Source organism: Polyangium jinanense (genome assembly GCF_028435365.1).
Genome location: NZ_JAGTJJ010000049.1, coordinates 25,036 through 50,014 on the forward strand (window position 1 = coordinate 25,036; position 24,979 = coordinate 50,014).

General features: G+C 69.6%; 18 protein-coding genes. 5 read left to right on the forward strand and 13 right to left on the reverse strand.

Annotated elements, in window-relative coordinates; all coding sequences use genetic code 11:
- The first annotated feature begins 41 nt into the window (after positions 1 to 41).
- Positions 42 to 2,798 (forward strand): hypothetical protein, encoded by a 2,757-nt coding sequence (locus KEG57_RS42430; RefSeq protein ID WP_272421989.1) that lies wholly within the window; start codon positions 42 to 44, stop codon positions 2,796 to 2,798.
- 64 nt (positions 2,799 to 2,862) lie between these two features.
- On the opposite strand, the gene KEG57_RS42435 is transcribed toward KEG57_RS42430, so the two are convergent.
- Together KEG57_RS42435 and KEG57_RS42440 are read right to left on the reverse strand one after the other, a co-directional pair.
- Positions 2,863 to 4,287, reverse strand: coding sequence for a serine hydrolase domain-containing protein (locus KEG57_RS42435; RefSeq protein WP_272421988.1), 1,425 nt, complete (start codon positions 4,285 to 4,287; stop codon positions 2,863 to 2,865).
- Positions 4,288 to 4,552: 265 nt separating this feature from the next.
- Positions 4,553 to 7,141, reverse strand: coding sequence for an AAA family ATPase (locus KEG57_RS42440; RefSeq protein ID WP_272421987.1), 2,589 nt, complete (start codon positions 7,139 to 7,141; stop codon positions 4,553 to 4,555).
- A 116-nt stretch (positions 7,142 to 7,257) separates the two neighbouring features.
- Here KEG57_RS42440 and KEG57_RS42445 point away from each other — a divergent pair, with 116 nt between their 5' ends.
- Positions 7,258 to 7,836 (forward strand): 2OG-Fe(II) oxygenase, encoded by a 579-nt coding sequence (locus KEG57_RS42445; RefSeq protein ID WP_272421985.1) that lies wholly within the window; start codon positions 7,258 to 7,260, stop codon positions 7,834 to 7,836.
- 3 nt (positions 7,837 to 7,839) lie between these two features.
- Here KEG57_RS42445 and KEG57_RS42450 read toward each other — a convergent pair whose 3' ends face one another.
- The 5 genes from KEG57_RS42450 to ybiA are packed head-to-tail and all read right to left on the reverse strand — an operon-like array spanning position 7,840 to position 12,845.
- A complete protein-coding gene (locus KEG57_RS42450; protein WP_272421984.1) occupies positions 7,840 to 8,421 on the reverse strand; it encodes a Uma2 family endonuclease in 582 nt (193 codons plus the stop codon).
- A gap of 19 nt (positions 8,422 to 8,440) precedes the next feature.
- Entirely contained in the window at positions 8,441 to 9,733 is a 1,293-nt protein-coding gene (locus tag KEG57_RS42455) for a beta-helix domain-containing protein (RefSeq protein WP_272421982.1), read from the reverse strand.
- A complete protein-coding gene (locus KEG57_RS42460) occupies positions 9,733 to 10,746 on the reverse strand; it encodes a peptidase associated/transthyretin-like domain-containing protein (protein WP_272421981.1) in 1,014 nt (337 codons plus the stop codon). The genes KEG57_RS42455 and KEG57_RS42460 overlap by 1 nt, the downstream gene beginning before the upstream one ends.
- On the reverse strand, positions 10,743 to 12,257 hold the full coding sequence (locus tag KEG57_RS42465; protein WP_272459564.1) for a serine/threonine-protein kinase: 1,515 nt from the start codon (positions 12,255 to 12,257) through the stop codon (positions 10,743 to 10,745). Before KEG57_RS42465 ends, KEG57_RS42460 begins: the two co-directional genes overlap by 4 nt.
- Before the next feature lie 30 nt (positions 12,258 to 12,287).
- Positions 12,288 to 12,845: a riboflavin biosynthesis intermediates N-glycosidase gene (ybiA, locus tag KEG57_RS42470; RefSeq protein WP_272421979.1), complete on the reverse strand. Its 558-nt coding sequence runs from the start codon at positions 12,843 to 12,845 to the stop codon at positions 12,288 to 12,290.
- Positions 12,846 to 12,973: 128 nt separating this feature from the next.
- Here ybiA and KEG57_RS42475 point away from each other — a divergent pair, with 128 nt between their 5' ends.
- Positions 12,974 to 13,531 carry a hypothetical protein gene (locus KEG57_RS42475; RefSeq protein ID WP_272421977.1) on the forward strand — a complete coding sequence of 186 codons (558 nt, stop codon included), beginning with the start codon at positions 12,974 to 12,976 and terminating at the stop codon, positions 13,529 to 13,531.
- On the opposite strand, the gene lepB is transcribed toward KEG57_RS42475, so the two are convergent.
- Complete coding sequence (gene lepB / locus KEG57_RS42480) at positions 13,528 to 14,325, reverse strand: signal peptidase I (protein ID WP_272421976.1); 798 nt, start codon at positions 14,323 to 14,325, stop codon at positions 13,528 to 13,530. The two genes, KEG57_RS42475 and lepB, sit on opposite strands and share 4 nt — an antisense overlap.
- Positions 14,326 to 14,452: 127 nt before the next feature.
- Between lepB and KEG57_RS42485 the strand changes: the two genes are divergently transcribed.
- Both KEG57_RS42485 and KEG57_RS42490 read left to right on the forward strand, forming a co-directional pair.
- Positions 14,453 to 14,980, forward strand: a complete 528-nt coding sequence (locus KEG57_RS42485) for an RNA polymerase sigma factor (protein WP_272421975.1) — start codon at positions 14,453 to 14,455, stop codon at positions 14,978 to 14,980.
- Positions 14,977 to 16,980, forward strand: coding sequence for a YfbK domain-containing protein (locus KEG57_RS42490; protein ID WP_272421973.1), 2,004 nt, complete (start codon positions 14,977 to 14,979; stop codon positions 16,978 to 16,980). The genes KEG57_RS42485 and KEG57_RS42490 overlap by 4 nt, the downstream gene beginning before the upstream one ends.
- Positions 16,981 to 16,998: 18 nt before the next feature.
- Here the strand turns inward: KEG57_RS42490 and KEG57_RS42495 are convergent, their stop codons facing one another.
- The 5 genes from KEG57_RS42495 to KEG57_RS42515 are packed head-to-tail and all read right to left on the reverse strand — an operon-like array spanning position 16,999 to position 24,945.
- Positions 16,999 to 18,717: an ABC transporter permease gene (locus tag KEG57_RS42495; protein WP_272421972.1), complete on the reverse strand. Its 1,719-nt coding sequence runs from the start codon at positions 18,715 to 18,717 to the stop codon at positions 16,999 to 17,001.
- Positions 18,714 to 19,943 (reverse strand): ATP-binding cassette domain-containing protein, encoded by a 1,230-nt coding sequence (locus KEG57_RS42500; protein WP_272421971.1) that lies wholly within the window; start codon positions 19,941 to 19,943, stop codon positions 18,714 to 18,716. Before KEG57_RS42500 ends, KEG57_RS42495 begins: the two co-directional genes overlap by 4 nt.
- Positions 19,940 to 22,042, reverse strand: coding sequence for a hypothetical protein (locus KEG57_RS42505; RefSeq protein WP_272459565.1), 2,103 nt, complete (start codon positions 22,040 to 22,042; stop codon positions 19,940 to 19,942). Before KEG57_RS42505 ends, KEG57_RS42500 begins: the two co-directional genes overlap by 4 nt.
- Entirely contained in the window at positions 22,039 to 23,064 is a 1,026-nt protein-coding gene (locus KEG57_RS42510; RefSeq protein WP_272459566.1) for an AAA family ATPase, read from the reverse strand. Before KEG57_RS42510 ends, KEG57_RS42505 begins: the two co-directional genes overlap by 4 nt.
- 30 nt (positions 23,065 to 23,094) lie before the next feature.
- Positions 23,095 to 24,945: a hypothetical protein gene (locus KEG57_RS42515; RefSeq protein ID WP_272459567.1), complete on the reverse strand. Its 1,851-nt coding sequence runs from the start codon at positions 24,943 to 24,945 to the stop codon at positions 23,095 to 23,097.
- Positions 24,946 to 24,979: the final 34 nt, after the last annotated feature.

Here is a 24,979-nt window from a genome sequence, read left to right on the forward strand (position 1 = left end):
TACGCTGTGGCGTTCAGACGGCTTCTTGCATGGAGAGGGCGATGCTGGAGCGGCGAAGATTACGACGTCATTGGTTCGCGTGGGTGGCGGTCGCCGCGATCGGCTGTGGCGACGGTGCGACCACCCCAACCACGGGGAGCACGACCGGCTCCGGCGGGAGCGGCGGCATCGGCGGCATGATGGCCGGCTCCGGCGGGAACGGCGGTAACGGCGGCGCTGGCGGCAACGGTGGCAGCGGCGGCATCGGCGGCGCTGGCGGCGTGATGGCCGGCAGCGGCGGCAACGGTGGCAGCGGCGGCATCGGTGGTTCCGGTGGCATCGGTGGTTCCGGCGGCAGCGGTGGCATCGGCGGCGCTGGCGGCATCGGCGGCGCAGGCGGCATCGGCGGCGCAGGTGGCGTGATGGCCGGCAGCGGCGGCATGGGTGGCATGCCCGCCAGCGGCGGCATGGGTGGCATGCCCGCCAGCGGCGGCATGGGTGGCATGCCCGCCAGCGGTGGCATGGGTGGCATGCCCGCCAGCGGCGGCATGGGTGGCATGCCCGGCACCGGCGGTTCGGGCGGCCAGCCCGCGTGCGTGACGAACGCCGACTGCGACGACGCCATCGGGTGTACCGCGGACGCGTGCGTGTCCGGCGCATGCATCCGCGTGCCGACCGACACGATGTGCGACAACGGGCTGTTCTGCGACGGCGACGAGATCTGCGATCCCGAAAACGGCGCGCCCGGCACCGGGTGCACGCCGAGCTCCGGCCCACCCTGCGACGACGGCATCTCGTGCACCGTCGACACCTGCAACGAGCAGTTCGACGGCTGCACGAACACGCCGAACAACGCGCTCTGCGACAACAACATCGCCTGCGACGGCGTCGAGACGTGCGGCGTGCTCGGGTGCAAGGCAGGGACGCCGCTCAACTGCGACGACGGCGTCGCCTGCACCGACGACTTCTGCGATCAGGCCAGCGGCGGCTGCAAGCACGTCGAGAACGACGGCAACTGCTCGGACGGCGCGTTCTGCAACGGCGCCGAGACCTGCGACAAGGTCGCCGGCTGCAAGCCCGGCACGCCGGTCGACTGTAGCGACGGCATCGCCTGCACCTCCGATAGCTGTAGCGAGGCCAACGACACCTGCGCGCACGCGCCGAACGACGCGGCCTGCGACGACAACGACTTCTGCACCGGCGAAGAGACGTGTGAGGTCGGCCTCGGCTGCCAGGCCGGCGCCCCGGTCGTCTGCAACGACAACCTCTCCTGCACGGCCGATAGCTGCTCGAGCGCGCTGCAGAAGTGCGTGTTCTCCCCGAACGACGCGGCCTGCAGCGACGGCCTCGCTTGCAACGGCGTCGAGGCCTGCGACCCGGCCGGCGGCGCCGCCGTGACCGGCTGCAAGGCGGGCTCGCCCGTGGTTTGCCCGTCCGACGGCATCGCCTGCACGAACGAGGCTTGTCAGGAGCCGTCGGGCACCTGCAGCTCCTCGGCCGACAGCACCAAGTGTCCCGCGGGCGAGCTCTGCGTCCCGCTCGTCGGCGGCTGCACCACGGCCCAGCCCTGCACGACGAACGCCCAGTGCGACGACGGCAACGCTTGCAACGGCACCGAGTACTGCGACGTCGTCTGCAAGGCGGGCGCGCCGGTCACCTGCAACGACGGCATTACCTGCACCGTCGACACCTGCGACCCGCAGACGGGCGCGTGCTCGAACACGCCGAACAACAACTACTGCAACAACGGCCTCGCCTGCGACGGCGTCGAGACGTGCAACCCGCTCTTCGGCTGCATGAACAGCCCGCCCGTCAACTGCAACGACGGCGTCGCCTGCACGTACGACGAGTGCAACGAGCCCTCGGGCACCTGCGCGCATTACCTGCAGGACTACATGTGCGACGACGGCGTCTTCTGCAATGGTGCCGAAACCTGCTCGGCCACAGGCTGCAACCCGGCCTCGGCGCCGCCCGTCTGCAACGACGGCGTCAACTGCACGGACGACGTCTGCGACCCGATCCTCGACGCCTGCAAGGGCGTGCCGAACAACAACCTCTGCGGCTGCGGCGAGACGTGCAATCCCGCGCAGGGCGGCTGCGGCAACTTCTGCCAGGTCGCGACCTGCCAGGGCAAGACGTACGCCTGCGGCGACTGCATCGACAACGACGGCGACTGCAAGACCGACTCGGCCGACGACCAGTGCCTCGGCCCCTGCGACAACACCGAGGACAGCTTCTACGGCGGCATCCCCGGCCAGAACAACTCGCCCTGCAAGTCCGATTGTTATTTCGATCAGGATACTGGCCAGGGCAACGACGATTGCTACTGGAGCCACAAGTGCGATCCGCTCGAGGTCGCGCCGAACTACCCGCCGGAGGGCAGCCAGTGCGCGTACAACCCGAACGCGAGCATCCCGGGCTACAGCGGGTCGTGCTCCCAGGCCAACCAGTCGCAATCGCAGGTCTGCCACGATTACTGCGGCCCGCTCACGCCGAACGGCTGCGACTGCTTCGGCTGCTGCGCCCTGCCCGGCCTGAATTACAAGGTCTGGCTCGGCTCGGAGAACCCGGCCGGCACGGGAAGCTGCAACGCGAACACGCTGAACGACCCGTCGAAGTGCAAGCCCTGCACGCAGGTCGCAGCGTGCCTCAACACGTGCGAGGTCTGCGAGGTCTGCATCGGCAAGCCGAACCTTCCGCCCGGCTGCGTCGAGCAATTCTGCCCGGCCGGCGTGGAGAAGTGCGGTCAGCCCGGCCAGGACCCCTGCCCGGCCGGCGAGACCTGCATCACCGGGTGCTGCTACCCCGTTCCGCAGTGAAACCCTGAGACGAAACGAGGGGGCGAGGCGCCGAAATCGCGGCGCTCGCCCCCTCGGGCGTTTGTCACGGCCCCGTGATCGAGAGCTGCACGAGGTCGTTCACGACGTCCGGCGCGATGCCGTTCAGCATGCCCTCGTAGCCCGGCCAGATGAGGTTCCCGCTCGCGTCGACCTGAATGCCGTCCGGCCCGGCGAGCGGCGGAAGGCCGTAGTTCGTCAGGAGAACGATCACGAGGTCACGCGAAGGATCCGGGTCCACCGTGAGGAACGTGCCCGCGGCGCCGATCTTCGAAGCGGCGTACGGGGACGAGTAGAGACCCGTCACGACGTGCGCCCCCGGCACGGTGTCCGCGAGCTCCCAGCCGTGGCCCTTGTTCGCGAAGAGCAGATCGTCGAGCCAGCTCGACGTCACGCCGTAGATGCCGAGCGGCGCGCCGTAGGCGTCCGTCGACTGGACCAACATCGTGCCCTCGACGAGCGTCGGCGACGCGAGCAAGTCGATGCCGCAGGTCCACATCCACGGCGTGCAGTAGCCGTAACTCGTATTGCCCACGACGCGCGCGCCGCGGTTCAGAAACATCTGCCCGAGGAGCGCGAGGTCCCACGCCGTGGAAAAGGCGCCGTCACAGCCGGTCACGCCGTGCCCGTCCGCCTCGATCCAGTAGTCCTGCTCGTCGGCCACCTCGCCGCGCATGTACCGGGGCGCGCCGTTTGGCTCGCGCAGCGTCGAGTAGCCCGTGCCGACGAAGCGGCTCGACTTCGACGGCATGTTCACGAGCGGCTGCCACGCCGTGTCCTTCATCCCGAGTGGGCTCGTGATCCGGTTCTTCACGAGCACGTCGAGCGGCGCGCCGCCGGCCGCCTCGGCGACGCGACCGAGCAGGCGATACGCGATGTCGCTGTAGAGCACCGCCGTGCTCGGTGTGTACGCGAGGCTCTCGGCGAGCATCGTGCTCCAGGGATCGGCATCACCCAAAAGCGACGCGGCGGCGTCGATCGAATGGCCCGAGGTGAACCGCACGAGGTCGGCCACGAGCACGCCTGATTTCTCGGGCGTGGCGAACTCCGGCAGGTAATTCGCTACGGGATCGGAGAGATCGAGGCTGCCGTCATCGTACAGATCGATCGCGACAAACGCTGTGAAGATCTTGGTGATCGACTGCAGATCGAAGATGCCGTCCTTGGGCATCGACGGGTTTTGCGCGACAGGGCCGGCGAAGTTTCCGTCGCGTTTGCCGAACGCCTTGTGGAGCACGACCTTGCCGTGACGCGCGACGAGCAGCACGGCCCCATCGATCGTTCCGGCGTTCACCGCGCTCTGCACGTGCGCGGAGGCCTGCGAGAGGTAGGTCGCGTCCATGCAGACCTGGGACGGCGACGTGGCGTATTGCAAGCTGTAGGGGCGTGTGGCGCTGGAAGGGTTCGCGGAAGCGAGGGCCGGTGCCACGACGATCGAAGTCAAAAGCGCCGCGAAAGCGAGACGTCTCATGGGTTCCTCCATCGATGGAGAAAGGACTTGGTGAGCCCCGGTGATTTTTCGGATCGTGGCGGCGCTGGGCGTTTCGTGGGTTCAGGGCCGACGCCGCGCCGGGCGCGCTCGTCGTGTCCAAAAGGCTCGGCGTGGGTACACCGCTCGTTACGGGCACTCGTCGACAATCCGGGGGCCTTACAAGAATAGTTGCCTTTCTGGATGCTTGTGAATCCTGGCACGCTCCGATACGCCACGATTTGCCTCCGTACGAGACAAAACGACATCAACGTCGACACACCTCCTCGCGTGTCGCATCGCACCCGGGATGACCGATCCGCTCCCGCAAAACGAGCGCCTCTTCGAGATACCGCTTGCCAATCTCCGCTACGCCCACGCTCGAAAGACAGAGCCCAGCCCAATGCAAAACGTCCGCGCGCCCCCAGGCGTCCTCGACAAGCACCCGGTCGGGCGCGTCCTTGGCCCGCACCGTCATCCCGTCGTCACCCCGCGCGAGCGCGATTTCGAGCCCGAGCGCGAGGAGCCGCGCCCGGAACAAACCGAGCCCACATGCCTCCGCGAGTTGCTCCCCCGCGAGCGCCTCCCGCGCCGCCTCGAACAACGCCCCTCGCGCGAGCGCGAGCCGCGCCGTCAGCTCGTGCACGCGCGCTGCCATTTCCACTTCCCCGGAGACGGCGACCCACGCCCGCGCCGCCGCGAGCCGACGCGACGCCTCCGCCGGATCCTCGTCCACCACGGCGAGCCCGAGCAGCACGTGCCCCTGCGCCGCGTGCCCGGCCCAGCCGAGGCGCTCGCAGGCGGCGACGTTCGCCTCGGTCATCTGCACGGCCTCCGCCCGCTGCCCGAGCGCGAAGAGGTGCTCCGCCTCCCAGAGCCCTCGCCGCGCCACACGCGCATCCCCCATCGCCGCGAGCCGCGAAAAACCCGCGCGCGCGGCTTCGATGTCCCCGAGGTCGTGCGCGATCGACGCGTAAAGCGCGATTCCTCGGGCCATGTGCGCGCCGAGGCCGGCCGACTCCGCGATAACGAGCGACCGCGACGCATGCGCCCGCGCCGCCGAAAGCGTTCCGGCGAGCCGCTCCGTGTATGCCAACGTGCGCATACCTGTAACGAGGTGTGATAGCTCGGACGCCCCTTCGATCAGCGTGTTGTGCTCCTCGTAGGAACGCCTGGCGAACGCGAGATCCCCGAGCGCTCCCGCATACAGCCCGCGCTCGTAGAGCAACGCGAGACGATAGCTCCATGCAAGCGAGGCGGCGGGTGATCCCGGATTGGTTGTCTCGCCAAACATTCGTAAAATTCGTGCACCACGACTCATTTCTCCGAGCACAAGTCCGAGGTGCGAGAAACCGCCTAGCGTTTGCGAATACACCCTGTATGCCTCGGTCGGCTGGCCCGCAGCAAGGAGGGTCCGGAGAACGTCTTCGATGGCGTCGAGGCGGCCGCGGTCCCGGGGTTTTTGCCGGGGCGCGAAGATCAAGGTGCCCTCGGAAGGCGGGCTCATCGCCGCCTGCACGGCCGAGGGCGAGACCGGGAGCAATCCGCGGAAATGGTCCCGGACGAACGGGTGCGACGACCAACGCGGCGGCTCACCGCCGGCGCGGAACACGAGCCCGAGCCGTTCGAGACGGGCGAGCGCGCGGCGAAGGCTCTCGGCGGAGGCTCCTGCGAGCGCGCCCGCGACACGGGGGGAAGCGGAGGCGAGCGCGAGGAGCGCGTCCTCGTCGGCGCCGGCCGACAGCACGGAGAGGCGCGCGAGGAGATCCCGCTCGGCATCGGGCAACGCGGCCGCATACGCCGAGAGGACCCGGGCGAGGCGCCGCGCCAGCGGATCGTCGCGCGCGGCCTCGGCGAGATCGAGCGGATCGAGCGGGCGCAAATCGCCGCCGAGAAACGCCCCCGCATACGAGCCCGCCACCGCGAGCGAGAGCGCATGCCCGCCCGAGGCACGAACGACCCGCGCGAGCGCCTCGCCATCCGCGTCCGCGCCCCACGACCGGAGCAAACGCGCGGCGTCGGTCGGCGGGAGCGGCCCGAGCTGCACGGTGCGCGCGCCCGCGTCTGCCCAGGGCGCGAGGTCCCCCAGCAAAAACCGCGATGTGACGAGCGCCCGCGCCGCCCCGAGCCCTCGAGCGAGCGCGACGAGCAGGCGCCGCACCAGCGGATCTTCGAGCTCGCCGTGCGCGCGCGAGGCCCCGCCCGAGGCTTGCACCGTCTCCAGCCCATCGAGCACGAGCAAATGCGGCGGCCCGCTCCCGAGCGCGAGGAGCAGCTTCTCCAGCCGCTCCCCGGCCTGCGCCTCCGCCCCCGCGAAATACCGCACGGCGTGGGCCAGAAATGCCTCCGTGCGCTCGTCATCGTAAAAACTCCATACGAAGAGCCCGCCGTGCCGCGGCGCATCACCGATCCGCGTCACGAGCCGCTCGGCGATGGCCGTCTTCCCCGCGCCGCCCACGCCCACGAGCGCGACCACGCCCGGCGTCTGGCCTTTCTCGGGCGCCGAAGCCCATGCCCACAGCTCGTCGAGGATCTCCTCGCGCCCCACGAAATGCGGCGCGCGCTGGAGCGTGTGCACGTGCTCGGGCGGAAAAAGCTTCGGCGCGGGCGCGGGAGGCTCGGGCGCGGCGTCGATCACCAGGTCCGCGGCGGCGATCCCGAGCTCGGCGGAGAGCCGTTCGATGAGCTTTCGCCGGGCGGGTTGCCGGATGGAAAAGCCGCCCTCGTTGACCTCGCCGGATTCGTACCGGCGGTACGTGCGCACGTCCACGCCGACCGAGGCAGCGAGCTCCTCCTGGGTGAGCTCGAGCTCGAGGCGTGCCCGCAGCAAGGCCTCGTGGTTGAACCGCTGCGCCATTCGATTCGCCTGCGCATCATCCTTCCGGCGGGCCGTCCTGTCCACCGCCGGCCCCGCCCGGTTCCTGCCCGGTTCTGCCCTGTTCAGCCGCCCGGCGCGGCCGCATGGTGTCCGGCATGAACGCCATCGAGAAACGCCGGCTCGCGACCGGCAAGGAGCTCTTCACGCTCTCGAACGTCCTCGCCCCCGCCGAGTGCGACGACCTCATCCGGCGCGCCGAGGCCCACGGCTTCACGGACGCGCCGATCACGGTGGGCCCGAACAAGTTCGTGATGGCGAAGGACGTCCGCAACAACCGGCGCGTGATGCAGGACGACCCGGCCCTCGCGGCCGAGCTCTGGCCGCGGGTCGCGGCGCACGTGCCGGCAGAGCTCGGCGCGTATCGCCCCGTGGGGCTCAACGAGCGATTCCGGTATTACCGCTACACGCCGGGCCAGCAATTCGACTGGCACCGGGACGGCGCGTTCCTCCGCACGCCGGAGGAGCAGAGCCTCTTGACGTTGATATTTTACCTCAATGAAGACTGCGTCGGCGGGACGACCGATTTCATGTACGTGACCGACGACGAGATCCGCGTGGAGCCGCGGCGCGGAATGGCGCTCGTGTTCTCGCACTCGCTGTACCACCGAGGAGCGCCGGTGATCGAGGGGACGAAATACGTGCTCCGGACGGATGTGATGTATCGGCGGGGGTGAGGGTCAAGGGGTGGGCGGACGAGGCGTCCAGAGCAGGGAAAGATCGATTTCAATCGCTTCGAACGGCTCGGCGCGGACGCGCACATCCCCGTCAAATGTCGCCGCGACAACCCATAACTTGCCTTCGAGCCGGTAGACCTCGAGCGTCTGCAACTCTGGGTCGATGATCCAATAATGGCGGACGCCGTGGTGAGCGTAAAGCCTGAGCTTTGCTGTCCGATCGGAGCGAGCCGTGCTCGGCGAGAGAATCTCGCAAACCCAGTCCGGGGCCACGAGGAACGGGCCCTCGTGCGGCTCCTCGAAGCGCTCGATCCGCCAGCCTGCCAGATCGGGTACGCGGATCTCTTCCCCGAACCGGATACGGGGCTCCGGGCGAATCTCCCACCCGCCTGGCCCCCCTTCGCCCAGGTCGAAGGCGCCGCCAATCTTCGCATGCAGCTTCGCCTGCGCCCGCCCGTGCGGCGGGCTCGGGCGAGGCAGGAGGACGATCTCCCCCCCAACGATCTCCCCGACAACCCCCTCGGGCAAATCCGCCAGGTCTTCCCAGGTCTTCGGACGTTTCGACGCGCGAGCCGGATCCGACATGCCCGCATTCTACCACGTCTCACCGATCCGGAAAGGCCGTCCACCCCTCGAAATCCGGGCACACCTCGCCGCAGGCGCCCACGAAGAGCGCGGTCGGATCGAAAAACCCGTCGTCCGGCGGCGCAATCGCTCCCGAAAGCCCCTTCGCCCCGCTCACGAGCGACAGATACACCGGGCCGTTCGTGAACAGCGGCAAACCACTCTCGTCCGGCGTCAGAGCGCGATTGTTCCGCACCGGCTCCGTGGCCCAGTCCGACTCCGCGAACTCAGCCTCGCCGTCCTCGAAATTGTCGTCGTTCGCGAAGATCGAATGGCGAATGTCGAGCAGCCCCGCGTTCGCATTCTCGTGCGTCGGCGTCTCGTCGATGGCCAGGCCCGTGTCCCCCGCGTTCGCCACGAGCATGTCGAACATCCGCCCGCGCGTCCCGCCCCGCAGCTTCACGTTCGGCCCGAACTGGTCGGCCATTCCCACGAGCGTCACGTTGTACAGCAAAGGATCCGAAGGCGCCGATCCCGCGCCGTCGACCTCGGAATCGCTCGTGCCCTGACCGGCCTGGATGCCCGTGTCGCCCTGCATGTCGCCCATCACGACGCCGATGAATTGACCCTTGCCACGCCAGCCGAGCGCCCAGTCGAAGCCGTCGTCCTCGTACCCCGTGACGAGGATGTGCTTCACCGACACCGTCCCGCCCCGCAGATCGATGGCGTCGTCTTCGGTGCGGTGCACCTGCACGTGCTCGACGACCGTGCCGCTCCCGACGCCCTCCAGGCGGAACCCGCCCGGCGAGCCAGAAAGGCCGTCGTTCCGGCCCGCAAACTCGATCCGCACGAACTGGAGCTCGCCGCTGCTATCGTCCTCCGCCGTCCCGCCGCAGGTGGCATTGATGCCGGGAGGAAGGACATCGAGCTTTCGGCCGCTGGGCGCGCCATTGATCGGGGCGCGCCCACAGAGGATGACGCCGCGCCAATCCCCGTCGGAGCGCTCGGTCGCCGCGCTCGTGAACACGATCGGCGCCTCCTTCGTGCCGCGCGCGACGATCCGCGCGCCTGGCCTCACGAGGATCCCGCCCTCCGTGTGGGCGAGGATCCGCGTGCCCGGCTCGATCGTGAGCGTCGTGCCCGACTCGACCACCACGTATCCCGTCAGGATCGTGGTCTGATCCGCATACCACGTCGTATCCTTGCGAATCGAGCCGGAGACCTCGATGCTCGGGCGCAACACGCCCTCCTCGATGCCAAAAACCGAGGCGCAACCCGTCGCGCCCGCGAGCGCCCCGAGGACGAGAACAAGGTTGGCAGGACGAACGCGCATCAAAAGCTCCCTCGCGCGAAGATCCCCCCGGGTCCGAGCGTCAAGGTCACGCTCGCCTTGGGCGCCGCATCCGACGGCCCCCGCGTCGCGAGCGAGACGACGAAAAGCGCGGCGCCCGCGGCCGTGAGGACCGCGCCAGGCACGAAGATCGCCGTCCCGACGCCCGCGAGATCCTTGGCGTCCTTCCGAATGGCAACGCCTTCCCGATCACAATACGTGGCGTCGCAGAAAGGCGCCGCCTCGTCGAACCGCGCGCGCGCCGCGAGCCCCACGCCGAGGGACGCGCCCATCGTGAGCAGGCCCGCCCCACCCGCCGCAATGCCCACGATCCCGAGCGGCCCGATCCCTTTGGGCTTCGGCCGAGGCGGCGGGGGCGGCGGAGGCGGCGGCAATTTCACGGGCTCGAGCAAGGGCTTCGCCGGCGGCGGCTCGACCTTCGCGTCTTCGAGCGGCGGCAACATCACGGTCGTCGTCGCGGATCCACGCTCGATCACCACGGATGTCGAATACGGCACTTTCCCCGGCGCGGTCGCCTCGATCTTGTACGTGCCCGGATCGATGGGCACGCCGGTGTTCCACAGGACGGACCCTACCTCCAGCCCATCACGACGCACGACGAACCCATCACGCAAAATCGAATCCGGCACCTCGATGACGAGGCGCGAGAGCTTCGCTTCGAGCGCGTCGGCCCGCGTCCGCCCGATCTTCTCCCGGTCCGGTTGGCCCGCCCGGCGCGCCGCGTCGGCCGCCTCGCGGAACGTAGCCCACGCGGTCGCGAACTTACCTAGTTTTTCTTGACAATCACCCAGATAAAGCAACGTGCCGATGCCCGAATCGAGCTTGTGGCTCTCGGCCAGCCGTGGACACGCGTGCTCGTAATCGCCCTTCTCCATGAGGGCGAGCGCCTCCTTGAAGAGGTGTTCGGCCGCGGCCACGTCGCCCTGCTGGGCAACCCCGGGGCGCGCCCCGCCGAAGAGCGCCACGGCGAGGAAAAACCCGGCGGCGCGTTTCACTTCCGGCCTCCGAAATCGGGGACCAGTCCGGTCGTGGGGGCCGCGCTCGGCGTCTCGGTCGCCGCAGGCTTCGTCGTGCCGGTCTTCACGGGCGCCGCGACCTTGGGCGCCGCCGCCACGCTCGCGGAAGGCGCCGCGGACGTGCTCGGGGGCGCGGCGGCCGTCTCCGCGGTCTGCGGGGGCGCGACGGTCGCGCTGGGCGCAGGCGCCAGGGTCACGGCCGGCGCAGGCGTCTCGATGGCCGGCGGCCGCGGCGGCTCCGCGGTCATGGTTTTCTCCTCGCGGCCCCCGAGCAGCCGCGTCCCCACGATTCCCAGGAGCAAAGCAACCGCGCCTGTCAGGACGAACCATTTTCCCGACCGATGAGGCGCGCCCATCTGGGTCTGCGACCACGTCGAGGCCGTCTTCCCCATCGCCTGCGTCGACAGCCGCTCGCCTCCCCCGCTCGGCCGCGCCCCTTCGCCCGTCGTTCCTCCGGACGAACGTTCCTTTTTCCCGAGCGACGCACCCGTCGTTTGTCCGGGCGATGGATGACCCGTTTTCCCGGCCGGCGCCTCGGGCGGCAAGCTCTGCGGCGCGCGCGGCCCGGCGAGGTGCGCGTGAATGCGATCGAGCAGCGCCCTCGACCGCTCGGGCACGAACGGGGCGAGGGCATCCGCGAGCTCGGCCACGCTCTGGAAGCGATCGGCCGGGTCTTTTTGCAAGCAACGCAGCACGACCTCGCCAAGCTCGGCCGGCAGGTCCTCCCGGCGTTGCCCCGGCGGCTCGGGATCCTCGGTCATCAGCACCATGATGAGCGCGCCGAGCGAATCGGCGACAAACGGCATCGTCCCGGTGAGCGCCTTGTACAGCACCACGCCAATCGACCAGATGTCGCTGCGCGCGTCGACCTCACGCGCCGCCCGGAACTGCTCGAGCGACATGTACATCGGCGAGCCGAGTAGCGCGTTGCTACGCGTGAGCGCCGTGCCGTCGAGCGCCGCGGGATCCTGGTGCTTCGCGATTCCGAAATCGAGCACCTTCACCGCGGGGCTTCCATCCGCGCGCCGGGTCACGAACAGGTTCGCCGGCTTGATGTCTCGATGCACGATGCCGCGCCCGTGCGCCTCGGCGAGCGCCTCGCACGTCTGCAGCACGACCTCGCACGCCTCCTCGATCGGCAGCTTGCCGGCGGCGCGGATCATCTCGTCGAGGTCCTTGCCTTCGAGCAGCTCCATCACGAGGTACGGCACGCCGTCGTCGAGCGTGCCGAAGTCGAGCATCCGCGTGACGTGCTCGCTCCGGAGCTTCGTCGCGGCCTGCGCCTCACGCAAAAAGCGCTTCTTGCCGACCTCGTTCTTGGCCGCGGCCTCGAGCATGAACTTGATGGCCACCCGCTGCTCGAGATCCGTGTGCTCGGCGGCGACGACGGCGCCCATGCCGCCCACGCCGAGCACCCGATCGACACGGTATTTCCCGGCGATCACGTCGCCCGCCCTGACCGGAAGCTCCATCTCGCTGTCGCTACTCATCGGCCGCGCACGTCGTCTCGGGGGCCGAGCCTATCGAGGAGGCGCCGCGCCGGCAAGCCCTTCGCGCGCCTCCATGAGCGCAAATCCCAGCAAATTCAGCCCTCGCCACGCCCGAGGGTCCGTCGCTCGCGGATTCGACGCGCCGAGCCCGATCCCCCAGATCGTGTCCCGCGGGCTCGCCTCGACGAGGATCTTCGATCCGGTGCGAAGCAACCATTCGCCGAGGGCCGGATTCTGGCCGAACTTCGCGAGGCTCGCCTCCACCACGATCCCGAACCGGTGCTCGCGCCACCGCGCCTCGTCGAAATCACGCACCTCGCGCCCGAGCGCCTTCGCCTTGCCCGGATCCTCCGTCGCCAGGATCTTCGCGCGCGTCACTTCGTCCCCGAACAGCCGCGCCTTCTCGGCCATCATGAAATGCTCGGCGGCCGCGTACCTCTGCCCGCGCACGACGAACGGCGCGGGATACCATTGGCTCAAAATGAAAGGTCCAAGCGTCCCTTCCTCGCTCGGCGTATGGCCCCAGAAGAACAGGAATTCGAGCGACTCGCCGCGTTCTTGCCGCGCGATCAGGGTGGCGACGTCCATGGCGGGATTCTAGCCCAACCCATCGCCGGCAGGGAAGCCTCGACACCATCTCCCCCTTTTCCGCGGCCCGCCGTGGCGGTAGCGTATCCCGCAGACCGGCGAACGACATCGTCGGAGGAGGCTTCTTCATGCGCACCCGCTTCTTCCTTTTTGCAGCCGCCGCGATGCTTTTTGCGGCCCCCGCGTCCGCGGACGTCCTCTCGGATCCGCCGTCCGACTGCCCCGAGGGCAGCGTGGGCGAGTTCTGCCACGGACCCCCGCAGTGCGCGCCCCTGTTCTGCGAGACCAACGTCGATTGCAAGGACGGCGCGACGTGCGTCGAAACCGAGCTCTGTATCGAGGAGATCGGCTGCTCGGGCGGGTGGATCGGCGACGGCGCGCCCCCGCTCGAGATCAACGTGCTCGGCGCCTGCGACGCGGCCAGCGCCTGCCCGCTCGGCGGCACATGTTCACCCCTCAAGGTCTGCGTCGGCGGCTCGGGCGCGGGCTCGGGCAGCGGCGCAGGCGCGGGCAGCGGCGCCGGGAGCGGCGCGGGCGCAGGGAATGGCGATAGCGGCGACGACGACATCGCGGTGACGGGATGCGCGTGCAGCGCGGTCGGCGACCGCGCCGCGCCGTGGCTCGGGCTCGCCATGGTCGCCGTGGGCACGGGGATCGCCGCGGCGCGAAGGCGGCGGGCGCGTTAACGCGCGGGCGGCGGCGGCGTCGCGGCGGTTTTTTCCTTCAAGCACTTTTCCATCGCAGGCCCGAGCGACGCCGCGCCCGCCGGGAGAATGGGCGGCCCGTCCACGGGCGTCGCGCTCCGGCCGGAAAAACCGCCGAGCATGATCATCGCCACGCGCCCGACGACCGTGGAGATCGGCATGCCGCGTCCGATTCCACCTTTCCAGCTCCGCGAGTCGTGGCTGTTCATTCGGTTGTCGCCGATGACGAACGCCTCGCCCGCGGGCACGACCCAGGGCCCCTGCACGGTCCCGCAAATCCCGCCCCGGCACGATTGCATCGCGCTGCAATCACTGTCCTTCTCGCACGTCTCCCCGAAGACGGGCCCGTCGAGCAGAACGCCGTAAGCGTGTTCGTCGAGCCATTCGATGAAAAGCTCGTACGTCCGCCCCTCCCAATCGTAGCGGCCCACGCGGCATTGCGGGACACGAAAGCCGTTGATGATGGGCCGCCCGTCCACGAACTCGATCCTGTCCCCCGGCATCCCGATCACCCGCTTCATGAAGAGCTGATCCGGGTTCTCGGGGAACGGGAAGACGATCACGTCGCCGCGATGCACCTCGCCGCCCCGCAGCGCGGAGACGTAGTCGCCGGGCACGAGCGTGGGTACCATCGCCCCGGACGGGACCTTGTACACCTTGACCATCACGCGGAGCACGACGAAGGTCGCGACGAGGAGGCCCAGGATCACATAAGCCAAGAGCGCCGAGCGCTTCTTGCGGGCCGCCTCGTGGCGGGCCGGGGAGGAGTCGGACATGTTGGGCCCCTACCCCGATCCGCACCCGGCGAGAAGCCGCCCGAGACGCCGCGCCGCCCCCGTACTTTTTTCTCTAAGAAACCTCCCGCCCCCTCGTTCTTCGAGAGAACGACTTCCGATCGCGCCCATGCCGAGCGAACCGACGAGCCACTGGGTCCTTCTCGCGCTCTCGCGCTACGAGGCCCCTTTGCTCCGTTACGCCTCGGCGATCGTGGGATCCGCCCAGGCGGCCGACGTGGTGCAGGACACGTTCCTGCGCTTGTGCAACCAGGACCGAGCGGCCGTGGAGCCGCACCTTCGGGCCTGGCTCTTCACGGTCTGCCGGAACCGGGCCCTCGATGTTCGGCGCGACAAACGACAGGTCGAGCCCGTGGCGGAGGTGGACGAGGTCATGGCGGACAATCAACCCGGGCCCTCGGAGGCCCTCGAGCGCCGGGAGGCGATGCGCCGCGTGCTCGGCGCGCTCGATACCCTGCCGGAACGACAACGCGAGGCGGTCCTGCTCAAATTCAGCGGCGACCTGAGCTACCAGGAGATCGCGGAGGTGCTCGGGACGAGCGTGTCGAACGTGGGATTCCTCTTGCATACGGCGCTGCGCGCGCTGCGCGAGCAGGTGGAGAAGAAGGACCGCGAAGCCGCGAGGAGGACCCGATGACGCTCTCGAAGGACGATCCGCGCCTGCTTTCGTACGTGCTCGGCGAGCTCGACGAGGCCGAATCGCGCGAAATCGAGGCGGCGATCGACGGTGATCCGGACATCCGCGCGGAGATCGACGCCCTGCGGATGACGGCGGAGATGCTGCGCGAAGGGCTCGCGGAGCGCGCGCCGAAGGCGCTTCCGGCAAAGCAACGAAAGGTGCTGGAGGAGGCCACGCGCGAGACGGAAACCCCCAAGGTGATGCCGCTCCGAAGGCGTTTTCTCCAGCCGATGTTGCTCGCGGCCGCCGCGGTCGCGCTCGTCGCGATTCCGCTCGGCGTGATGGTTCAACGCCGAAAAACCCTGCTCGCGGCGGAGCAAGCGATGAAAGACTTGGCGGCGTTCGAGGCTCCGCAGAAGGAGAAGGAAAAGACGACGGCGCCGCCCCCGAAAGACGACACGAAGATCGACGAGGCGACGCGGCGAGAGATCCTGAGAATGCTCCAGGAGGACCGGGCACGTCAGGGTGGCGAGGTTGCGGAGAGGATCCCGAAGCCCCGCAGGCTGACCGCGCGATCGAAGCCGAGGGCCGACGAGAACCCGTTCATCTACACGACGAGCATCGCACGTTCGACGTTCCCACTCGACATGGACACGGCCTCGTATTCGCTCGTCGAGCGGTACATCCGCGAGGCCGCGCGCAGGCCGACGCCGGGCCTGGTGCGCGTCGACGAGCTCGTCAATGCGTTCCCCTACGAAGACCCGCCCCCGATCGGAGACGCGCCGCTCGCCGTCCGGGCCGAGGTCGACGCGGCGCCGTGGAACCGTTCGCACAGGCTCGTGCGCCTCGCGCTGAAAACAGCGCCGTTCGATCCGTCGATCCGCCCCCAGACAAACCTGGTCTTCGTGATCGACAAATCGCCCGGCTTCGCCAAGGATCCGGACAAACTGCCGCTGCTCCAGGCCGCCCTGCGCAGGCTGGTCTCGCGGCTCGACGAGCGGGATCGGCTGACGCTCCTCGCGTACGGAGACCCCTCCGAGGAGCCTCATCTGCCGCCGACGCCGGGCGACGACAAACCTCGGCTCCTCACCGCCATCGACAAGTTCGAGCCGAGCGTGACGGCCCCTTCCGGCGATTCCCTCGCGCGAGCCTTCAAGGAGGCGCAGGCGCATTTCGTCGCGGGCGGCGTGAACCGGGTCTTTCTGGCGACGGACGCCCATTTCGTGGCGAATTCCGAGGAGGGCCGGCTCACGGCGCTCGTCCGCGAGAAGGCGGCTACGGGCATTTCGCTGTCGGCGCTCGGGTTCGGTCCGATGGATGGTCCGGCCGGACAAACCTTGAAGCGCCTGGCCGAGGAGGGCAAGGGGAGCTTCGCGGAGATCACGAGCCCGGACGACGCGCGCAAGGAGCTGGTCGACGAGGCCATGGGGACGCGCACGCCGATCGCGAGGGACGTGCGGGTCGAGGTCGATTTCGATCCGCTGTACGTGCGGTCGTTCCGGCTGATCGGGAACGAGGATCGGACGGGACCGGAGCGCGAGTTTTTGGATGCCTGGAAAGGCCCGGTCGATCTGTACGCCGGGCAAGGGGTGACCGCGCTCTACGAGCTCGAACCCAGGCCCGATACCTCGGGGGGCTCGGAGGCGCCGCGCGTGCCGTACCTGCTCACGCTGCGGGTCCATTACAAGGACATGTCGGGACAAACGAGCCAGGAGATCGAAGTGCCGCTCCGGGACGAATGGCATCGGGGGGGGAGCACGGATTTCTACTTCGCCGCGTCGGTGGCGGCGTTTGGCCTGCTGCTACGAGATTCGCCATTCAAGGGGAACCTGACGGTCGCGGACATCGCGGCGATGGCCAAGAAAAACCTCGGCACGGATCCCGGCGGGCACAGGGCCCGCTTCGTGAACCTGCTCGAGCTCGCGGAGTTCACCCCCGGCCTGGCGCCCCGCCCGCAGGGCTCCGCGCCGCCGCGAAAGGGATGCGCCCCCGGGGATCCCCTCTGCAGTGAGCTTTGATCCGTCCGGCGCCCTGGCTCAGCCCGCAACCGCGGGCTCGGGCTCGGCCGGGGGCACGGCGGCCGCCGGTTGCGCTGCCGCCGCGGCCGCAGCGTCCTCCATCACGCGCACCGCCGCGGCGTCCTCCTCGGCGAGGATCCGATCGCTCTCGCCGAGCGCGGCCTCGTGCGCGGCGATGACGCGCATCACGCGGCTCCGCGCGAGCGTGAGGAACATGATCCCGAGCAGGCCCCACACCGCCGACGCGACCACCGAGGCCACGACGAGCATTTCCTCACCGCTCGTCTCCATCGCGCCGAGCGCGACGAAAACGTAGAGCGGCGACGGCGCGGCCACGATGAGCGCGCTGCGACCCGAGGGCGACGCGAAGATGCCCGCGATCGCCGCGACGATCCACGGCCCCACGGCGACGAGGAAATGCACCGCGAGGAGCAAGACACGCGAGAGCAGCGCGGTGCTCGACCGCGCCCGCAAAAACGCGCCGAACCCCACGGAGAACAGGTAAAACGAGCCCGCGTAGAGCACGACGATGAGGATCTGCAGGATCTTCAGCTTGGGGCTCGCGTTGTTCATCAGCGCGACGATCCCGGCCGCGACCGGCATCAAAAACGCAACCGCGGCCCCGCCGAGCTGCATCACCGATGTGCCGAGGATGCCCGGCCCGAGCAGCCTCCGCAGCCGGCCCGCGCCCTGCCGATCCCAGTGCAATCGCACGCGCCGCGAGGGCCCGAGCGAGTCGCCGAGGAAGAGGTAGACCGAGATCATCAGGAAGACGAGCAGCACGCAGATGCCCGCGACCGCGGCCTCGAGCTCGTCGTACGCGTCGACCGCGGCGACCGGCGCAGCCGTGCAGAGCGCGAAGACCGGCGCGGACACGAGGAACCAACGCTTGAGGCCCGTCGAGCGATCGTCCGTGATGCTCGTGAGGTTCGCAATCGTGACCTCGTAGAGGAACCACGCAGGCAGCGCCGTCGCCACGATCGGAAGGAGGATCAAGCAGAGGACGTACGTGAGATCAAAGGGCGCACGCGCGTACGCCGTCGGCAGCCAGATCGGCGGGCCGTCCGGCACGCCCGACCAGGCGTGATGCGCGGGGATCGAAAGCCCCACACCGAGCCAGCCGTAGACGTTGAGCGAGACGATCACCGCGCAGATCAACGTGACCACGAGCGCGGCGCGCAGGCTGTTCATCTTCGAGCTCACCGCGAGCCCGAAGGCGACCGCGAGGCCCGCGATGAGGAACAAGAAGCCGAACGCGACGATCGTCTCCGTCGCGGTGACGCCGCCGAACAGGAACGGCAGCGCGCCGACGGGCGCGAGCATCACCACGTACATGCTGATCGACGTGTACGCGGCGAGGAACTTTCCGCGCGCGATCACCTCGGGGCGCAGGCCCGTGAGGATCACGGCTTCCCAGGTGCGCCCCTCGCGCTCCGAGGCGATCGCGTTCGCCGCGACCGCGGGCCCGACGAACGTGACCACGAAGTACGCGAGCGAGAAGAAGACCTGGAAGAGGACGTACCCCGTGGTCGCTGGGCTCTCGTTGATCGAGACGAGGCCGCCGATCGAGGCGATCGCCAGCGTGGCCAGGATCGACAGCACGCAGAGGATGATCGGTGTGCGGACGAGCCGCGCGGACTGGCGGAGCTCGCGGATCCAGATGGGGTTCGGATCGTCGAGCAGGCGGCGCAGGCGCGAGGTGCCCGCGGCCGTTGCGGTTCCGGTCTGCGCGCTCATTGGACGTCTCCGCGCGTGACCTCGAGGAAGATGCGCTCGAGCTCGTTCCTCTCCGGCTCCACGCCCACGATGCCGATGTTGCGGTGCACGAGGTGGGTCACCATCTCCGCGATCTTCGTCTCCGTGCCCTGGTAGCCCACGTGCACGACGCCCCCGATGACGCTGACCTCGACGATCCCGGGCCCGCCGCGCAGGAAGTACGCGGCCGCCTCGGGATTGCCGAGGACACGCAGTTTCACCCGACGAACGTTTGGCGTGGGCGGGATCGGCGCCGGCACGTGCGGCTGCGGCGGGGCCACGGGTGCGCTCGGATCCATCGCGGGCACGGGGGCGCTGATCGCGGGTGCGTGCTGCGGCGCGCCTGCCATCACGGGCGAAGCGGGCGCGCCTTGCGCGGGCACGAGCGCGCGCACGCCCGGCGGCACGTACCGCGGCGGCGGCGCGTGACCGTGCGCCTCGGCCGCGCGGATCGCTTCGAGCCGCGCCGAGATCTCGTGGATGGGACCTGCGACGACGAGACGGCCGCGCTCGAGGATGCCGATCGAGGTGCAGACGTCGCTGAGCTCCGTGAGGATGTGCGACGAGAGGAAGATCGTCTTGCCGAGGCCACGCAGCTCCAGCAAGAGATCACGGATCTCGATGCGGGCGCGCGGATCGAGATCACTCGCCGGTTCGTCGAGGATGAGCACCTTCGGGTCGTGCAGGAGGATGCGCGCGAGCTGAAGCCGTTGCTTCATGCCCTTCGACATCTCGGCGACGAGCCGATCCTGCAGCTTGCCGAGGTCCGTCAGCTCGAGGACCGCGTCGACCACGCTGATCGAGGGCACGCGGAACGAGTCCGCGAAGAACTCGAGGTACTCGCGCACCGTGATGCGATCGTAGACGCCCGCGTGATCCGGCATGTAGCCGATCACCTTGCGCACGGCGTCGGGGTCGAGCGTGACGTCGATCCCGTCGATCTCCACGCGCCCGGCCATCGGCTCGAGCAGCGTGGCCATCACGCGGATCGTCGTGGTTTTTCCGGCGCCGTTCGGCCCGATGAAGCCGAAGATCTCGCCCGCGCCGACGTCGAAGGTCACGTCGCGCAGGACGTCGCGGTTCGCGAAGCGGTGCCAGAGGTGGCGCACGCGGATCGTCGGCGGCGCGGGCGTGACGAGCGCAGGCGGCTCGACCGCGGTCGCGGGTGATCGCTCCCAGGTCTCGGGCGTTGCGACGGGCTCGCTCACGGCCGACCTCCGTATCCGACGACCCGCACGAGAAGCCGATCCCGCTCGAGCTTGAGGCCCGCGTCCGAGGTCTTGCCCTCACCGCCGTCGAGCTGACCGAGAAGCACCGGCACGTCCTCGGGGAACCAGTCCACGAGCCCGCCCGAGCTGCCCTCGACGGCGAGCCACGCCTCGCCGAGCCCGGGCGCGTCGGCGTTGATCAAGGTGCCCAGGTAGTGCCCGGCGAGCGGATGAAGATCCAACGATCCCGCGCGCCGCGTGCCGCCGATCTGCCGGACCCAGGTCGTCCCTTGGGGCGACGCCTTCACGTCCTTGCCCGCGCTCGCGAGCACCCGCTCGCCGTCCTTGATCATCGGGAAATACCGCGGCTCTAGGCCCGGCAAGACGAGCACCGCGGCCCGCAGATCGTGGCCGCTCCGGTTCGTCACGGCCGTGTCCTTCTCGCCCTCGCGCACGATCGAGATCCCCTCGCCGACATCGGCGAACCCGTCCTCGCGGACGACCACGGTTTGCCAGGGCAAGAGCGCGAGATCGACGAGGCGCGCGCCGTCGCGATCGACGAGCATGTGATCGTCGATCGTCGCGGGCGCGGCCACGACCGCGGTGGTGACCACGCTCGACCCGTCACTCGTGCGAACGGTGAGATCCTTCGACCGTGGCGTGAAGAAGCCACGCCACCGCCGCGCCGTGCCCTTCGTCATGCCCGCGCCAGCCTCGACGAGCGTGAGGTGGCGCGACCGGCCCGAGAGGCCCTTCGCGGCGAGGCCGATGAGCACGACCGCGAAGAACGCGATCGCCGAGAGGATCGGCAGCCACACGAGCGCGCGCAGGGGTTTGCCCTTGCTCCCGTGCATCGTGAAGTTCACCGGTCCCGCGAGGACCGCGTAGACGATGAGCAGGAGCGCGGCGACCGCGATCCCCCAGCGCGAGCTCTCGTTCGGATCGAGCTCCTGCCGCACGCGATCGAGATCCACGGTGCCGGGCGAGCCGCCCTGGCGGTAGACGATCGAACTCTTCCGATCGAAGGCCCTGCGCGTGAGATCGAGCACGCGCGCCTGTGCCCAAGGGTCGTCGACCGCGGGCTTGCGCGTGGGATCAAAGGCGAGCAGGTGAAACTCGCCGAGTCCGTACGTCGCCGAGGCCCCGTAGCGGCTCCCGTGCAGGTTGCCGCCGGAGAAGCCGGCGAGCGTCTTTGCGACCTCCTCGTTCGCCGCTTCGGCGAAGGGGATCGACTTCGTGGCGTTCGAGGGCGCCGAAGGCAGGACGAGCTCCCGCAGCGTCTCGGAGTGCACCGATGTCTGCGCGATCTCGCCGCCCGCGAACGCGGCGAGGAGGGGGCTCCGGAGGTCCTCGGGGCGCGCGAGCGCGACCGCGAGCGTGCCACCGGCGAGGACGTATCCGCTCAGCGCTTCGAGCTCGGCCGCGCCGATCTTCACGAGCGTGTCCGAGCGCAGGAGCACGGCGGACGCGGGCGCGTAGAGCGCGGCGCGATCGGGCAGGATCGGATCTCCCGTCACCGGATCGAAGCGCGGCGCGCCCACCTTGAGCTGCGGCCCCGTGCCGTACGCGCCGTAGCCGCCCCACGGCGAGAACAGCGGCGAGATCGAGGCGTCATGGAGCGCGCCTTTGAGCCGCGACGTCTCGCTCACGTCGAGCAGGAAGACCTCCTGCATGTTCGTCACGGCCGCCGTGTGGCTGCCGAGCACCACGCCCGCGTCGTCCCGTGCGACGACGTTGGTCTCGCCGTACACGGCTCCATGCGTCGGCAGCCGGACGACCACGCTCGTCCCCGCGCCGACGACGAACGGCGCCGTCGCGCGAAAGCGCATCTGGTCCGAGTGCAGCCGGCTCAGAACCTCGACCTCGCCGCGCAGCGGCTTCGCCTCGTTGTTCTGCACCCGCACGAGGAACCCGCTCCAGCCCGCGGGCGTCGGCGAGGTCGAGCCGAGCAGCGGCGCGACCTCGAAGGACACGTTCGCACGCCCCGGCGGGGGCACCTCCGCGATGGACGTCGCGGCGCTCGTCTGCGCGGGCTCGGCGTGCGTCGCGACCGGCGCGAGCGCGAGGATCGGGACCAGAGAGAGCGCGCGGAGCCTCATCGACGGATCGCCTGCTCCACGTTCTCCGGCCGGGCGGGCACGCTCTCGACAAGCGCGTCGACCACCTGATCGGTCGTGACCCCATCGGCCTCGCCCTCGAAGGATCGGATCAGGCGGTGGCGCAGGACGGGCTTGGCAACGCGCTGCACATCGCCGAACGACACGTGCGCGCGCCCTTCGAGCACGCTCACGGCCTTGGCCGCGAGCACGAGCGACTGCGCGCCGCGCACGCCCGCGCCGTAGCGGATCGCGCGCCGCACGAGATCGGGCGCGCCTTGTGTCGTGGGATCACTCGCGCGGACGAGGCGCGAGGCGAAGCGCATGATCGGCTCGGCCACGGCGACGTCGCGGCACGCCGAGCGGATCGCGAGCACCTCGTCGCGATCGAGCACGCGCGGCGGCGCGTCCTTCGGCTGGCCCGTCGTGCGCGCGAGGATCTCGGTCATCTCGTCCTCGGTCGGGCTCGGCACCATCACTTTGAGCAGAAATCGATCGAGCTGCGCTTCCGGCAGCGGGTACGTCCCTTCCATCTCGATCGGGTTCTCCGTGGCGAGCACGAAGAACGGCTCTTCCATCGCGTGCCGCACGCCGCCGATCGTGCACGCGTGCTCCTGCATCGCTTCGAGCAGCGAGCTCTGCGTCTTTGGCGTCGCGCGGTTGATCTCGTCCGCGAGCACGACCTGGCCGAAGATCGGCCCCTTGTGCAGGGCGAAGTGCCTCGATCCGTCGGCCGACGTCACGAGGATGTTCGTGCCCGTCACGTCGCTCGGCATGAGGTCGGGCGTGAACTGGATGCGCGAGAACTTCAGGTCGAGACAGCTCGCGATCGTGCGCACGAGCAGCGTCTTGCCGAGCCCGGGCGCGCCTTCGAGCAGCACGTGTCCGCCGGCCACGAGGCCCCAGAGCGCCTGCTCCACGACCTCGCCCTGGCCCACGATCACCTGCCCGATCGCGTCCTTGAGGCGCGCGCTCGCCTCGCGGGCCCGCTCGAGCCTTTTTTGAAAGTCGCCCGTCGTCGTCATGCCAGCGCGCAGCGTACTCGCGCTCTGCCGTCACTTGGGCTGGAAATAGCGCCCGACCTGCTCGCGGTACTCCTCGGGCACATCGCTCCGCTCGATCGCCCCGAGCTCCCCCGCCGCGGCCTGCCCGAGCGCGCCTGTCCCCTGGATGTTCGCCGATTCACCCGCTCGCCCCGAAGTCCGTCCCATGACGAGCCCCGGCATGGGCTTGCCCTTGTTGATCGGGCCGGTTGCGCGGGCCTTCATGCCGGGACCGTCGACCACGCCGGTCTGGCCCTTGTGATCGCCCGGCCCGCCGCCCTCGCTGTGACCGGCGAACGGCTGCCCCTCGTCCTTGCCGCCGGATCCGGGGCTCCCATTGCTGCCGCCGGGCTTCTCGCCGGCCTTGTTCCCGGGCTTGTTCCCCGGACCTTGCCCCGGCACGGGCACCGGCATCGGCGCGCCGAGTTGCCCCTCGGCTTCGCCCAGGCCCTTCTGCGCGTCGTCCAGCCGCTTCTGCCGCTCGCCCTCTTCGCTGCCCTCGGGCTCGGGCTCGGCCATCTTCTTGAGCTCCTCGGCGAGCCGCTTCTGGCCCTCCTCGGATTCGAGCTCCTCGGCGAGCTCTTGCAGTTGCTCCTTGCTCGGCCCCTCGCCCGGCGCCTCTTCGCCGTTCATCTCGGCGGCGCGCTTCTTCATGTTCTCGGCGAGCCGCTTACGCTCCTCGGGCGTGAGCTTGCCCAGCGCCTCTTCGAGCTTCTCCGCGAGCTTCTGCTGCTCCTTGCCGCCGGCCTTGCCGCTGTCGAGATCCTTCAGCGCTTCCTTCGCGTCCTCGGACAAGCCCTCGCCGAGGGCCTTGCCGAGCTCCTTCAGCTTCTCGTTCTTCTTGGCCATCTCTTCGAGGCGCTTCTTCTGCTCCTCGAGCGCCTTCGCCACGTCCGGCGCGTTTTGCTTGCGCGCGGCCTCGGCGGCCTCTTCGAGTGTCTTCTTCGCGCGATCGCGGTCCTCTTTTTCGAGCTTGTTCGCGAGGTTCTCCATCGCGTCGTCGAACGAGACGAGATCACGATCGCCGAGCGCCTTCGCCGCGTCCTTGAGGTCGGGGTTCTCCGCGAGCTTGCCGAGCGCGCTCTCCAAGCCCTGACGCTGCTCGCCGTCGCCGAGCGAGAGCCGCTCGGCCGTGATCGCGTCCTTGAGCTTTCCGATCTCGGCCTGCGCCTCGCGCTTCTCCATGCCCTCCCGGAGTTTTTCGCGCAGCTTCTTCGCGTCCTCGGCGATCTTGTCGAGGCGCTTCCTCTGGGCGTCGTCGCGCGCGTTCGCGTTCGCGAGGTCGATGATCTTGTCGAGCCCCTTGATGTCCGCGAGCTTGACCTGCTCGGCGCCCGGCGGCGGCGCGGGCGGCGGCGGGAGCGCGGGCAGCGGGAGCAGCGACATGTAGCCGATCGCCGCGAGCCCGAGCGGAATCGCGAGGTGATACGCCCGAACGAACCGCGGGCGCGCATCCTTCGGGTTTGCCTTTTCGAGCACCGTCGTCGCTTGCGAGAGCACGACCGCGCGCGCCGGATCGTCACGCTCGTCCTCGCGGTCGAGCTCGATCGCCGTGGAGATCGACTCCTTGCCGCCGAGGCGCCCGTCCAGGTACAGCGCGACGTCTTCATCCCGCCAGCGCCTCCGGCGGGCCACGATCGCGCCGGCCGCCGCGCCGAGCGCGCCGCCCGCGGCCATCCACGGCCGGAACGCCCCGTGCCGCGTCTGCCAAGCCGCCGCGGCCGCGCCTGCGCCGAGCACGAGGCCGATCGCCGCGCCCGAAAGCATCCGTTCGAGCGCGAGCCGCCGCCGCACGCGACCGGAAAAACGCCGGAACGCGTCGCGGAAGGAGCGATCCGTGGGGGAAGGCGGGCGCTTGCTCATGGCAGCTTACTTTTACCTTTTGCCAGGCCGCGGC

What these genes read in the sequence shown, in the direction of transcription:
- KEG57_RS42430 (WP_272421989.1), top strand. Translation starts at nt 42, where the DNA reads ATGCTGGAGCGGCGAAGATTACGACGTCATTGGTTCGCGTGGGTGGCG.
- KEG57_RS42435 (WP_272421988.1), bottom strand. Translation starts at nt 4,287, where the DNA reads ATGAGACGTCTCGCTTTCGCGGCGCTTTTGACTTCGATCGTCGTGGCA.
- KEG57_RS42440 (WP_272421987.1), bottom strand. Translation starts at nt 7,141, where the DNA reads ATGGCGCAGCGGTTCAACCACGAGGCCTTGCTGCGGGCACGCCTCGAG.
- KEG57_RS42445 (WP_272421985.1), top strand. Translation starts at nt 7,258, where the DNA reads ATGAACGCCATCGAGAAACGCCGGCTCGCGACCGGCAAGGAGCTCTTC.
- KEG57_RS42450 (WP_272421984.1), bottom strand. Translation starts at nt 8,421, where the DNA reads ATGTCGGATCCGGCTCGCGCGTCGAAACGTCCGAAGACCTGGGAAGAC.
- KEG57_RS42455 (WP_272421982.1), bottom strand. Translation starts at nt 9,733, where the DNA reads ATGCGCGTTCGTCCTGCCAACCTTGTTCTCGTCCTCGGGGCGCTCGCG.
- KEG57_RS42465 (WP_272459564.1), bottom strand. Translation starts at nt 12,257, where the DNA reads ATGAGTAGCGACAGCGAGATGGAGCTTCCGGTCAGGGCGGGCGACGTG.
- ybiA (WP_272421979.1), bottom strand. Translation starts at nt 12,845, where the DNA reads ATGGACGTCGCCACCCTGATCGCGCGGCAAGAACGCGGCGAGTCGCTC.
- KEG57_RS42475 (WP_272421977.1), top strand. Translation starts at nt 12,974, where the DNA reads ATGCGCACCCGCTTCTTCCTTTTTGCAGCCGCCGCGATGCTTTTTGCG.
- lepB (WP_272421976.1), bottom strand. Translation starts at nt 14,325, where the DNA reads ATGTCCGACTCCTCCCCGGCCCGCCACGAGGCGGCCCGCAAGAAGCGC.
- KEG57_RS42485 (WP_272421975.1), top strand. Translation starts at nt 14,453, where the DNA reads ATGCCGAGCGAACCGACGAGCCACTGGGTCCTTCTCGCGCTCTCGCGC.
- KEG57_RS42490 (WP_272421973.1), top strand. Translation starts at nt 14,977, where the DNA reads ATGACGCTCTCGAAGGACGATCCGCGCCTGCTTTCGTACGTGCTCGGC.
- KEG57_RS42495 (WP_272421972.1), bottom strand. Translation starts at nt 18,717, where the DNA reads ATGAGCGCGCAGACCGGAACCGCAACGGCCGCGGGCACCTCGCGCCTG.
- KEG57_RS42505 (WP_272459565.1), bottom strand. Translation starts at nt 22,042, where the DNA reads ATGAGGCTCCGCGCGCTCTCTCTGGTCCCGATCCTCGCGCTCGCGCCG.
- KEG57_RS42510 (WP_272459566.1), bottom strand. Translation starts at nt 23,064, where the DNA reads ATGACGACGACGGGCGACTTTCAAAAAAGGCTCGAGCGGGCCCGCGAG.
- KEG57_RS42515 (WP_272459567.1), bottom strand. Translation starts at nt 24,945, where the DNA reads ATGAGCAAGCGCCCGCCTTCCCCCACGGATCGCTCCTTCCGCGACGCG.